The following is a 12329-nucleotide window of genomic DNA, read 5'->3' on the forward strand; positions in this document are numbered from 1 at the left end:
AAAAAGAGAGGGGTCTGATATGAGCAAAATTTGTATATATGATTCAGATTACATCTTCAAAGTTTTTGTTCTATACCTGATAGTAACTTATAGAATTTATGTTCTAAATACCTCAAATGGTACGGACCAATTATGCGTGGGGTGAGCGTCCCCTGAGCTCCCTAAAATGTCAGTCTCCCTTGCTAGCCTTGAAGACAGTAACCTCTAGGAGCCCCATGTTCTTCATCGATGCAGATTCCGCACCGTCGCCGCTAGCGTCTGGCCTTGAACCCCTTGGTAAATCGCTGGTCTACTCAGCCTCTGACCTGGTGCTCTCAGCCCAGTGCCAATTTGCCGCCCTCTATGCTCTTGACCAGGCGTTAGGCAGGGTGCCCCGCTTAGAGCGCATTGAAGACCCTCAGCTTCGCAGAGCTGCGGCCCTGGGAGAAGCGCATGAGCAACGTATCCTACAAAACTTTAGAGACACCTACGGCAGCTGGAGCCCTGCAACGGGGCAGGGGGTATATGAGGTGAATCCGCCTCAGGCTTACACCCGGCAGGCCCTTGAAGAGAAGCGGGTAGAGACCCTGGAAGCTCTGCGTGCAGGCGCAGATGTTGTCTTCCAGGCCAGCTTCTTCGACGGGTCCTTTCACGGGCGTGCCGACTTCCTCGTCAAACAGCCCAACGGGAGCTATCGAGTAGTTGATACTAAGCTGGCACGTACAGCCCGCGTCCCTGCTCTCCTTCAGGTCGCTGCCTACGCCGACCAGCTCCACCGCGAGAGCATCCCCTGTGACCCTTACGTCTCGCTCATTTTGGGTAACGATATTGAGTCCCTGCACGAGCTTGCTACCCTCGCACCGGTCTTCGAGCAGAAGCGCCAACGCCTCGTAGAGCTCCTCACCGCCCATCGGGAGCCGGGGGCTGCCCCGGTGAGCTGGTTTGTAGAAGCCGGTAGCCCAGAGGTTACCAGGTGCGGGAGTTGTGATACCTGCCAGGTGATGGTGCGAGAGCATCGCGACATGCTCCTGACTGCCGGCATGACATCGAGGTCGCGGCAAGCTATTTACGAGCGCTGTGGTGTGCAAAGCATCGACGAGCTAGCTTCCTTAGCGGGCCAGCCCCAGCTCCCTGGGCTGGTGCGCCGCTATGCGGAGCAGGCAGCCCTACAGACCGGTGTGTCGGAGCCTGACGGGGCAGTGGTGGTTGAGAAAGAGGGGCAGGAACATACTGTCTCTTACAAGCTCCTGCCCCGGCACTCTTTACGTATGCTTCCGCGGGCGAGCGCGGGCGACCTTTTTATTAGCCTGCGATCTGACCCGCTCTGGCACGATGGGAAGGCAGCTCACCCTTCTCTTGCCTGGGGTTTAACCTATCTCGTAGGTGCTGTGCACCTGGCTGAGCAGCCCGACGAGGAGCCCCTATTTAGCCAGTTTTGGGCGTCTGACCGGGCGGCGGAAGGGCGGCTGTTAGCCGATTTTCTCGGTATGCTGCACCATCAGCGCCAGCTGAACCCCGGTTTGCGGGTCTACTACTTTGGGGCGTCTGTTATAGCTGCTCTTCAGCAGTTAGCGTCGATGCACGGGATTGGCGAAGCTTATCTCACCGATATGCAGCGGGAGGGTGTTTTCATTGACCTTTCTGAGGTGCTGCGCCGGTCGATGCGTTTGAGCGAGGGCACCCGGGCACTGACCGCTATTGAGCCTCTCTACGCTCAGGGGCTTGAGCCTGACCTTGATATTCCGGTGACGGCCTTTGCTGATGTAGCCGAGGCAGAGAAGGAAGGGAGTGCTGAGCAGGCCGAAGCTATGCGCTCTGCACTTGCTCGTAGTCTGTATCGCACGGGCCTGTCCCTCTCTCAGTTGCGTGCCTGGTTGTTGGGGTTGGCTGGCCGATCGGTCGATGATGAGCTGGTGCAGCCCGCTCCCCTGGCTGATCTGAACGAGCTGCTGGTGCAGGCGGGTAGGGCTGAAGACGAGACGGATACGGAGCGGGTTCTACGCCGGTTTGTTGAGGCTCTGGACGCCGGTGGCGAGTTGGAGCCGCAGAAGCAGGCTGTTGCTATGGTGGCTACGGCTACGGGCTACCATCGTCGCGAGCGCCGTCAGTTCTGGTGGGATCATTTCAATCGCCTGACGGCTCCCCGTGAGGATTGGGAGGACGCCCGTGATGTGGTTTTGCTGGGGCGATTGCAGGTGGTTGCCGATTGGCATCGTCCGGAGCGGGCACGATCCACGGTGCGTTTGCTGAGCGGGGTGGCGAGGGTCGCTCCGGGCTCGTCGGTGAAGGTGGGCGATAGCAATCTCTTTGCCATGTATACGCGCCCTTTTCCGCCTTTTTTGGAGCGGGAGGCTCGGCAGCAGGCTTTAACCTATGCGGCTCTGCATGAAGGAGTACTGCCGGTGGAGGCCGAGCGGGCCGGTGCCTTTAATACCGAGATTGTGGAGCTGGAGGAGATTCCGGAGCATGAGGCGGGTCAGCCCAATCTGGTGCGGATTACGGTGCGGGAGAGTTTGAAGACCTCAGACGGTGAGCCACCTGAAACCTACTCACATCTGCCGATGGCGCTCACTCCCGGGCAGCCTATTCCGACGCAGGCCCAGGAGCAGGCTCTACTTGAGTTGGCGGCGCGTACCGCCCGGGTGCTACCTGAGTTACCGGCGTCGGCGGGTACCGATGTGATTCGTCGTGTTCCGCCGCGGCTGGTCGGGGGCGGTGTTTTGCCGCGTCCGCAGGATTTTGTAGAGACGCACGGTTCTCTTGCGACGGTGCAGGCTATTTATCAGGCGGTGAGCCAGCTTGATCGGTCGTACGTAGCGGTGCAGGGCCCTCCGGGGTCGGGCAAGACCTTTGTGGGCTCGCACGTCATTGGCCGTCTGGTAGCTGCCGGCTGGAAGGTGGGCATTGTGGCTCAGTCGCATGCGGTGGTTGAGAACATGCTGCTGGGTTGTATCAGTAATGGCGGGGTTGCCCCCGACCAGATTGCTAAGGGGGCGGGCAAGAGCCAGACCCCGAATTTTCCCTGGCGCGAGGTGCGTAACCCCGAGGTCGCCCGGTTTATGGACGAGCCCGGTGGACGAATCTTCGGCGGTACGGCGTGGGATTTCGCCTCTGACCGCAAGTTCCGGTTTGAGGGCCTTGATCTGCTGGTGATTGATGAGGCGGGGCAGTATTCCTTAGCCAATACGCTGGCGGTGGCCCGTTCGGCCAAGAATCTGCTGCTCCTGGGCGACCCTGCCCAGCTACCCCAGGTCACGCAGGGCACCCACCCCTACCCGGTGGACGAGTCTGCACTGGGCTGGCTTTCAGCGGGCCGTACGGTGCTGCCTGAAGAGTTTGGCTATTTTCTCGATGTCACCTGGCGTATGCACCCTGCCCTGTGCGCCCCGGTCTCGGCCCTGTCGTATGAGGGGCGGCTGGCGTCCGCTCCTTCGGGCACCGAGAGGCATCTGGAGGGGTGGGAGCCCGGGGTCTACCTACGCACGATAGAACACCGGGGTAACTCAACAGCTTCAGTCGAAGAGGCTGATGAGATTGTGGCTTTGGCCCGCGGCTTCCTGGGGCACCTGTGGACTCCCCACCTGGCTGCCCCCGAGCAGGCAGCGCCCCTGGCCCCCTCAGACATTATTGTGGTGGCAGCCTATAACGCCCAGGTTGATACGATCCGGGCGGCCCTGCTGGAGGCGGGGCTAGCGGACGCCGACGGCGGGGGTGTGCGCGTCGGTACGGTTGATAAGTTCCAGGGGCAGGAGGCTCCGGTGGTGCTGGTGTCGATGGCTGCTTCGAGTGCCGGTGATAGCCCCCGCGGAACCGATTTTCTGCTCTCGCCCAACCGGTTGAATGTTGCCCTGTCCCGCGGCATGTGGGCGGCGGTAGTGGTGTGTTCAACCCGGTTTACCGACTTTCTGCCCACCAGCCCCGAGGCGCTAGCCCTGCTGGGTGCCTTTATCCGCCTTGAGCGGGCAGCCCTGCCCTTCCCCGATGAGGGGGAGGCGGGCGTCCGCCCCGATACCCCCACCGTTAGGAGTTAGCATGCCCCTCTCCCCCACCCACCGTAAGCGTTCCCCCTATCTCTTTCACTTTGACGGGCAGACCGTGGCCCTGGGCGAGCCCCGCTACCTGCAGCGTATCGACGAGCGCCTGCGCGAGCAGGGGTATGCTACCAGGCCCACCTACTGGGATCAGGCCTACCTGGCTGATTTGGCAGCGTCCAGCCCCGAGGACGCCGAGCACGGCCAGTTTGCGGCGCCCAGCGACCCCGCCCAGCTCAACAGCGTGGGGGTTTCTTGCAGTAGCAGTGAGTTCTGGTCGGCCATGTATGCCCGCAGTTTCGGTTCCACCCCCTGGGGCGGTGAGGGCGAGACCCTCTACATGCCCCAGCTACCCGACTGGTTGGAGCGCACCCGCGCCTGGACGCTCGACCCTCTAGCTCCGCAGGACGGCCCCGGCGACCTCGACCCGGCAGGCGGCTGGGTGCGGGTACGGGACCAGGCGGGAGCCGGTGCTCCCCTGGGGCTGTTTCAGCTCACCAGTCCCGACTATTTCTGGGTCTTTGGGTCAGGGCCCGACCTGAAACAGGTGGTGCACCTGTGCCGGGAGTTGGGGCGCGATTTATCCGGCTTCGAATCTGCCACCGCCTACCTGGGCTACGACCTGACCTGCAGCAGCATCCGGCTTCCGATTGAGTGCGCCCAGCCGCTCCAGGAGCAGCTCTTCTTAGCCGGGGTGGACGCCGAAACCCTGCTCTGGGGTGAGGGCTAGTTTCCTGCCAGGTCGCTCTAGGGCATACTGAAAGACATGTTTGTACTGACCTTCATCACCCGCTCTGCTCGGGCGGATCTCACAGACCTGGAGAACCGTCTGGAGCAGCTGGCTCCCACTGTTGCTTTTACCCGCACCTACCCCGATGAGCTGCAGGGGGCTTTCGATCAGGCCGAGGACGCCCTCGCCGCCGCCCTGCTCGGGGCCCGTTTTGGTGGTTTCTGGGTGGGTATCGGAGCCGGTGAACTGGTGCGGCCGCGCTTCGCGGCGGCCCTGGGGGCGGTTTCTACCCCGGAGTGTTCCGGTGCTGCTTTGAGCCTGTCACGCTCGGCGGTGGAGCAAGCCCAGACCGGGGCCCCGCCGCGCGGTATCTGTGTGCACGCTGAAGGGCAGGGCATCCGGGCCGACCAGGTAACCGGCCTATTGCGCCTGCTCTACCGGGTGGCGTCCGCCCGTACCGAAGCCGAGTGGCGGGTGCTTGACCTGCTAGTGCCCGGTGTGCGCGGGCAGCAAAAGGCGGTAGCCCAGGCTCTGGGAATTACCTCCCAGGCGGTGAGTAAGACCCTGGTGCGGTCCTACTGGCATGAGGAGCTGGCTTCTCGCGAGCTCATCGCCGAGCTGCTTGAGGGCTTGGAGGGGCAGGAGCAGTAGGCCGGGCACCGGCAAACTGTCAGTGCAAGAGGAGTGAAATTACCAGAATCACGGGCATAGCACCCAGGGTGCTGAGCAGCACGATATCGCGGGAGAGCGTGGTTGCTACGTTGTACCGCACCGCGTAGTTATACATATTCTGGGCGCTGGGCAGAGCTGCAAGAATGGTGGCCGCGAAGATATCGCTCTCACTGAGGTGGAAAACGTAGCGGGCTAGCAGGTAGGCAACCAGCGGCATCAGAAGGTTCTTAAAGCTAGCGGCAAGCACGGTTTCGAGGCGCTGGCCGGTAGTATCGAGCACCCTGGAGCCCCGCAGCGACATGCCGAAGGCCGCCAGGATCAGCGGTACGCCCGCACCACCCAAGATGCGGAAGGGCTCCATCACCACATCAGGAACCTGCAGGTTGAGCACGTTAACCAGCAGCCCCAGGGCTGAGCCGATAATCAGCGGGTTTTTGATGGGTTGGGTGGCAACGGTCTTCATGGAGACCGCCCCGTGCGAGATGGCGTCCAGAATGGAAAGCACGATGGGGGCGGCAATCAGGAGCTGGAAGAGCAGGATAGGGGCTACCTGGGCAGCGTCGCCCACGATGTAGGTTGCTACGGGCAGGCCCATGTTGTTGGCGTTGATATAGCCGCTGGCTGCGGCGCCCACGGTGACGGTACCGGCGTCCCTTTTGAGCAGGAACCTGGCGATAACGGCAAAAAGCAGGGCGACCGTAGCGAAGCTCAAGATAGCCACGGGAAGGCGGCCGGAGAAGATAACGTGCAGGTCAGCCCCGGCCATGGTCACGAACATGAGCGGGGGCAGGGCTACGATGAAGGCAAAACGGTTGAGGGAGAGCCCGGAGTTGGGCGGCAGAATGTCGAGGCGGGCGACCAGGTAGCCTACGCCCACCACGACCGCGATGATGGTAAAGCCTTCAAGGACTGCGAGCATGCTGGGCTTCTTTCTGCCGTCGAGCCGTTAGGGCTTGAGTTGGCAGGCGGTGGAGCGGTTGGTGGAAATACGCAGGTAGATACGCTCACCCAGGGGGCGCAGCAGGGGGTTCTTCAGGGCGGACGCCGCCACCCGCACGAGTGCGTACCGGCTGGTGGCTAGGGCTAGGGCAATGGCGAGCGCCCCGTAGGCCACCTGCCCGGTGGGGGTGATGAAGGGGATCTGGCGCATGAAGCGCTCAAAATCGACGCCGTGCTCTTCTAGGCGGTCGTAGTGGCCGGGGCGCACCTGGGCTTCTAACCCGAGGTGAGTGAGTACCCCTGCGGCTTTCTGGCAGATGCCGCAGTCGGGGTCGTAGAGCAACAGGCCTTTAGCTGGTACGGAGGTGGTCACGGTGGCCCTTTCTCTTCCGGGTCAGATGTAAGACCACCATAGCAAGCAGGGCGAGCAGCACCAGAGATGAGCGCATTATTTCAACGGGTATGACGGGCCAGCCGGCGTGAGCTGCTAGGTCACCCAGGTCTGTGAGTTGAGCCAGGCAGGCTAATATCCAGATAATGGCCAGAGCGCGTGCAGCTCGCCCACGAGTAACCAACACTGCAAGAGTGGGTATAACCCAGACCCAATGGTGCAACCAGGACACCGGGGAAAGCAGGCAAGTAGCACAGCCGAGTACTGCGGCGGCAGCAAAACCATCACCACACGCTAACTCTCGGTGGGCCTGGGAAAACGCTACCGCTACAACAACTAGCAGTAAGGGTGCTAACAGGAGCAGAGAATGGGTACCTACCCAGCGTTCAGCCACACCCTGCAGAGAACTGTTACCCGAAGTAGCGAAGTTGCTTCCTAAATCGACAACATTTTCCAGGCCAGAAAGTTTGGGCCCAAAATAGGTCGAACTGGGTTCAGGCAGGAGTAGGAATCCCAGGACTACGGTGGCTAAGGATGTCGCCGTTGCCGTCAAAGCCGGTCGCAGGCGTCCGCTTACCCAGAAGAAAAGAATAAAAAGAGCCGGAGTCAGTTTGATCCCTGCTGCCAGCCCGATCAGCACTCCGCGAGGCAGATAGCGGGCCTGCGGGCGAACCATATCGATGAGGCAGAGAGAAACAAGAAGCAGATTAATCTGCCCAAAGATAAGATGCTGAGCTACGACGTTCAGGGGTAGGGCAAGCAGGTAGGTGGCGGAGAGCGCCGCGGCCAGGCGGACGCCGGTGAGGTGCGGGCGCACGTAGATGAGACTGAGCAGGAGCAGGATGCCCAGCGCCAGGCAGTTGAGGAAGGTCCAGCCCCCAATCCCTAGCGGTTCCGGCAGCCAGGCTAAAGGGACCAGCAACAGAGCGGTAAAGGGCGTGTACACGAAGGGGAGCCCCTGGGGTACGTACACCCCGGTAATGTTCTGACTATAAAAGTCAGCCCCGGCAAGCACTGCTACCCCGGTTCCACGGTAGACTCCGTAGTCAGCTGGATTAAAAATGAGGGTTGAATCCAGGAGTAAGCAGCGCGCCCAGGCGGTAGCCAGAGCTAAAAGGCAGAGAACAACCGCCCCTGCACAATAGTTCTTAAGGATGGAGCGGTTCGCCCCCCCTGAGAGCCCTGATGCTGGTTATCAACGAGGGTGACTCTCACGTCTAGGCGACCTGGAGCTGCTGGACGCGTGCTTTTGAAACTTCAAGAATCGCTGCTGTCTCGCCTAGCGAAAGCCCATCTTGTCTGAGTTGCCGCACAACTTCTCGAATCTTTGCTGCAGCTTCTTCTTCTTTTTGCTGGGCGAGTTTTAGGTCTCGGCGAGCTGACTCAAGTTCCTCAGATACTTTTTCATAAATTAGGTGAACTCGAATAGTAGAAAAGTCGATGTCGGGGTAGAGGGTGCCCATATAGTCAATTACTTGCTGGCGGGCAGAGGTAAGACTACGCACCTGGGTAGCATTGTCTTCATCGATAATGAGTTCCCATCCACCCGCCCAGGGACGCGCCAGAACGTTAAGATCAGTTTTCATTCTGCTCTTTCTCCTTAATAGCTTTTAAAGCGTTTCGTGTAACGGCGGGCGAAATCTCGCGAGTCTGCGTGATGATAACTGGCCGTGAAATGCCGGGGTAAGACCATTTCTCATGGTCCCCTTTTCCTTCACTTCGAGTAAACCCCGCAGCTACCAGCAAAGCCACAAGATCCCTGTATTTCATGGGCTTAACCATAAATACAGTATATCCCCCCTACACCCAATAGGTATAGAGGGGATATATGGGGGCTTATTCATTAGGGTAGGTGGAGCAGGCTCACAGCGAAGCTGCTGGCTCGGATGAAGTGAGCGGGTGCGCCAGCACGCAAGAGCGAACGGAATCCGCCGTTAGGCGGGGCGTGAATCGCATTGTGAGCGAAGCGAACCATGCGAGAGGGTCGGCAGCGAGCGTGAGCCTGCGGAACCCCTTATGAATAAGCCTCATGGTTTTAGAGCAGGTCCCGCAGGATCGGCACCGTGCCGTCCTCGTAGACCGAGCCGGTGACGTCCGTAGCCAGCTCCGCCACCTCAGGCAGGGCCTGGCCCATAGCCACGCCGCGGGCGGCCCAGTGGATCATTTCCTTGTCATTCAGCCCGTCACCGATGGCGATGGTGTGGCGGGGGTCCACGCGCAGTTTGCGGCGGATCTGCTCCAGGGCGGTTGCTTTAGAAACCCCGTGGGCAGCTACATCGAGCCAGGCACTCCAGCCCACTGCGTAGTTGACCCCGTGCAGACCCGAGTCGTAGATAGCGCGCTTGAAGTCATCGGGGGTGTCGGTGGGTGAGCAAACCACCACGCGCACGGCCGAGTTCATAGCAGCCATCTCGGTGCGGGTGGTCTTGACGGTGTTAACCCCAAAGGACCAGTCCTCAAAGTTGTCGGTGGCGTAGACGGTGCCGTCGGGTGCTTCAAGGGCTAGGGAGGCATGTGGCAGCTTAGCTTTGAGTAGCTTAATAGCGTTGGAGGGGTCGAAGCTGACCTTGTCGATAATGCGGTAGCCAGCCTCAAGGGAAGGGTCGATACTGAGAGTAACCGCGCCGTTGGAGCTCACAGCGTAACCGCGGGTCAGCCCAATCATCTCGACGATGGGCAGGGTGGCACCCAGGGAGCGTCCGGTGGAAATCACCACATGGTGGCCGGCGTCCACAACGTCCTGGGCGGCCTTTTTGACAGCCTCGCTCATGGCGCCGTCGTGGTTGACCAGGGTGCCATCAACATCGATAGCGACCAGGTACTTGGCGCCTTCTTCTTTCTGCCAGGTGGAGCGGCGTAGCGGCAGGGTCTGCATGTCTTTGATCTCTGAAATCATCGGTGTCTCTTTTCTTCTCGTGTAGACCAGACTATACAAAAGCCGGGTTAAGGCAAGGTGAGCAGGGGGTGAAGGGTCGCCCAGCGGGGGCGTCCGTAGGGTGAACTGCATGGTTTCTTTCGAGATGCGGTAAGAATATCCGCAGTTCGAAAGAAACCCCGCAGTTCGCGAATCTACCGGGTCGGGCCAGTACAGAAGTGGAGGTTAAACTTGTATGTATGTCTCTTGCCAAGCTGTCTAACAGTACCCAGAACTACCTCAAAATTATTTGGGGCATTACCGAGCACGGTACCGAACCTGCATCTACCTCTGTCATTGCGGCGAGGGCAGGGTTGCGTCCGTCGTCGGTATCGGACGCGGTGAAGCGGCTTGCTGCCGCCGGGCTGGTGGAGCACCAGCGATACGGGACAATTGAGCTGACAGAGCAGGGACGGGAATATGCGGTGTCGATGGTGCGCCGCCACCGCCTAGTTGAGACTTTTCTGGTGAAGACGCTGGGCTACACCTGGGATCAGGTACACGATGAGGCGGAGGTGTTGGAACACGCCGTCTCGGATTTAATGATTGAACGGATTGACGCCCTGTTGGGGCACCCAACCCGCGATCCGCACGGCGACCCGATCCCCTCCCCCACGGGTGAGGTAGAGTCCATTGCCCCGCATACCCTTCTTGATTGTTCGCCGAAGGACAGGGTGCTGGTAGAGCGTATTTCGGACGACGACCCCCAGCTTTTGCGGTTCTTTGCGGGGCATGGCATTGCCCCAGGTACGCGCTTGGAAGTTACCGCTGTTAACAGTGCAGAGGCGGGGCAGGGTTCCGCCGTGAATCTGGCTCTGCCTAATGATTCTGAGCTCTCCCTCGATGCGGGTGCAGCTGCCGCCGTGTATGTCTCTTACCTGTAGAAGGCAGGAGTGCAGGGCGGTCTCGTCGTGGCCTGCCCGTCCTGTGAGGAGGTGCCGGTGAGCGCTTCCCTCGTCCCTGGACGCCTAGCCCTTGGACGCCTGAGCGGTTGCCTGGCGTCGAGCCAGCAGGCCATGGCGCGGGGCACATAGGTAGGCTGCGCCGAAGAAGGTGCCTAAGGCGATTACTACCGCACCACCGGCGGAGACGTCTAGATGGTAGCTGGCGTAGAGCCCCACCAGGGCACCGGCCAGGGACACACCGGCAGAGATCGCCAGCATGGTGCTGAATCTGTCGGTGAGCAAACGCGCTGTAGAGCCGGGAATTACCAGCATGGCGACAACCAGCACCACGCCCACAATCTGCAAGGCGAGTACCGAGGTCAGGGCGAGCGCCACCAGCAGGATCCCTGCCAGCAGCCGCGGGCTCAGACCAATGGCATGGGTGTAGCCGGGATCGAAGGCGTAGAGCACCAGGTCGCGGCGTTTGATCATGAGTACGGTGACTACCAGTACCGCCAACACCGCAATTTGGGCGACTTCAGCCCAGGACACCCCTAGCACGTTGCCAAAGAGTATGTTGTGCAGGTCCGTCTGGGAGGGCGTCACGGAAATCAGTACCAGCCCCAGCGCGAACATCACCGTAAAAACGATGCCGATGGCGGCGTCCTCCCTGATGCGCCCGCTGCCACGCACCGCCCCGATGAGGGCAACTGCAAGCAAACCGGCGATCACCGCCCCCACGGCGAAGGGCGCACCCACCATGTAGGCGAGCACCACCCCCGGCAGGACGGCGTGAGAGATAGCGTCGCCCATGAGCGACCAACCCATGAGCACCAGCCAGCAGGACAGCAGGGCGCAGACGAGGGCGGCAATCACTGTCACCAGGAATCCGCGTTGCATAAAGCCATAGGTCAGCGGTTCTAGGAGTACGTCAAGCACGGTTGCCCTCCTGGGTTGGGGTCAGTGGGTTCATGCCGAAGGCACGCACCAGGTTATCGGGGGCGAGTACAGTGGCGGGGTCCCCTGCCATCAGCACTTGGTTGCGGAGCAGGACGGCGGTGTCTGCTAGGTCTGCTAGGTTGGCTAGGTCGTGGGTTGAGATCAGGATCCCTGCCCCGGCGTCCCGTAGTTCCCGCAAGAGGGTTACCAGCATGGTTTCGCTCCGTTTATCGACCCCTGCGAAGGGCTCATCGAGTAGCAGGAGTTTAGCTCCTTGTGCCAGTCCGCGTGCCACAAAAGCTCGTTTGCGCTGGCCACCTGAGAGGTTGCCAATTTGCCGGTGGGCCAGGTCGGTGAGTTCTACCCTTTCCAGGGCTTTATCCACAGCGGCGTGGTCTTCGGCCCGGAGCCGTCGGGCGAAGCCCAGCCGCCCGTACCGTCCTTGTGCTACCACGTCACGGACAGATACGGGGAACGAGAAATCGATCTCCTCCCGTTGGGGCACATAGCTCACCACGCCAGCTTTCCGCGCTGCTTTCGGGGTCATGCCGTCAATCATGACCGACCCGCTGGCGGGAGCAACGCCCATGATCGCCTTAAAAAGTGTGGACTTACCCGACCCATTCATGCCTACCAAGCCACACACGCTCCCGGCGTCTACTGCCAGGTGCGCCCCCCGAAGAGCATGCACGTCGCCGTAGGTAACCGTTACATCTCGGATATCTAAAAGGCTCATTCTTGTACTCTAACGTTGCTCAGTTTCTTTTGAAGTTATGGACGCGGCACCGGAAGGCAGGTTGCGGGTCTCCTGGGTGGGGCCGCGTCCTGCCCCGGCAGCCGCAGGTCAGTG

The 12329-nt window shown here is 60.8% G+C and carries 12 protein-coding genes; 4 read left to right on the forward strand and 8 right to left on the reverse strand.

Annotated features, from left to right (window positions below):
- Window positions 1–215: 215 nt before the first annotated feature.
- The 3 genes from L6963_RS07860 to L6963_RS07870 are packed head-to-tail and all read left to right on the forward strand — an operon-like array spanning window position 216 to window position 5391.
- The gene (locus L6963_RS07860) at window positions 216–4010 is read left to right on the forward strand and encodes an AAA domain-containing protein (RefSeq protein ID WP_237207318.1); all 3795 of its coding nucleotides are present in this window, start codon (window positions 216–218) and stop codon (window positions 4008–4010) included.
- A 1-nt stretch (window position 4011) separates the two neighbouring features.
- Window positions 4012–4740, forward strand: a complete 729-nt coding sequence (locus L6963_RS07865) for a hypothetical protein (protein ID WP_237207319.1) — start codon at window positions 4012–4014, stop codon at window positions 4738–4740.
- A gap of 36 nt (window positions 4741–4776) precedes the next feature.
- Window positions 4777–5391 carry a recombinase RecJ gene (locus L6963_RS07870; RefSeq protein WP_237207320.1) on the forward strand — a complete coding sequence of 205 codons (615 nt, stop codon included), beginning with the start codon at window positions 4777–4779 and terminating at the stop codon, window positions 5389–5391.
- Between the two features lie 19 nt (window positions 5392–5410).
- Here the strand turns inward: L6963_RS07870 and L6963_RS07875 are convergent, their stop codons facing one another.
- The 6 genes from L6963_RS07875 to L6963_RS07895 form a co-directional block, all read right to left on the reverse strand.
- Complete coding sequence (locus L6963_RS07875; RefSeq protein ID WP_237207321.1) at window positions 5411–6331, reverse strand: AEC family transporter; 921 nt, start codon at window positions 6329–6331, stop codon at window positions 5411–5413.
- Window positions 6332–6358: 27 nt separating this feature from the next.
- Window positions 6359–6724, reverse strand: coding sequence for a thiol-disulfide oxidoreductase DCC family protein (locus tag L6963_RS07880; RefSeq protein ID WP_237207322.1), 366 nt, complete (start codon window positions 6722–6724; stop codon window positions 6359–6361).
- Window positions 6702–7688 (reverse strand): glycosyltransferase 87 family protein, encoded by a 987-nt coding sequence (locus tag L6963_RS07885; protein WP_237209109.1) that lies wholly within the window; start codon window positions 7686–7688, stop codon window positions 6702–6704. Before L6963_RS07885 ends, L6963_RS07880 begins: the two co-directional genes overlap by 23 nt.
- Before the next feature lie 271 nt (window positions 7689–7959).
- On the reverse strand, window positions 7960–8328 hold the full coding sequence (locus L6963_RS07890; RefSeq protein WP_237196313.1) for an antitoxin HicB: 369 nt from the start codon (window positions 8326–8328) through the stop codon (window positions 7960–7962).
- A complete protein-coding gene (locus tag L6963_RS11910) occupies window positions 8318–8524 on the reverse strand; it encodes a type II toxin-antitoxin system HicA family toxin (RefSeq protein ID WP_135012196.1) in 207 nt (68 codons plus the stop codon). The genes L6963_RS07890 and L6963_RS11910 overlap by 11 nt, the downstream gene beginning before the upstream one ends.
- Before the next feature lie 253 nt (window positions 8525–8777).
- On the reverse strand, window positions 8778–9638 hold the full coding sequence (locus L6963_RS07895; RefSeq protein WP_237207324.1) for an HAD family hydrolase: 861 nt from the start codon (window positions 9636–9638) through the stop codon (window positions 8778–8780).
- 218 nt (window positions 9639–9856) lie between these two features.
- On the opposite strand from L6963_RS07895, the gene L6963_RS07900 reads away from it, so the two are divergent.
- Window positions 9857–10540, forward strand: coding sequence for a metal-dependent transcriptional regulator (locus L6963_RS07900; protein WP_237185258.1), 684 nt, complete (start codon window positions 9857–9859; stop codon window positions 10538–10540).
- An 84-nt stretch (window positions 10541–10624) separates the two neighbouring features.
- On the opposite strand, the gene L6963_RS07905 is transcribed toward L6963_RS07900, so the two are convergent.
- Window positions 10625–11440, reverse strand: a complete 816-nt coding sequence (locus tag L6963_RS07905) for a metal ABC transporter permease (RefSeq protein WP_237201925.1) — start codon at window positions 11438–11440, stop codon at window positions 10625–10627.
- A gap of 31 nt (window positions 11441–11471) precedes the next feature.
- On the reverse strand, window positions 11472–12215 hold the full coding sequence (locus tag L6963_RS07910; protein WP_237207325.1) for a metal ABC transporter ATP-binding protein: 744 nt from the start codon (window positions 12213–12215) through the stop codon (window positions 11472–11474).
- Window positions 12216–12329: the final 114 nt, after the last annotated feature.

Source organism: Rothia nasimurium (assembly GCF_928392795.1).
In the GTDB taxonomy this organism is placed as follows: domain Bacteria; phylum Actinomycetota; class Actinomycetes; order Actinomycetales; family Micrococcaceae; genus Rothia; species Rothia nasimurium_F.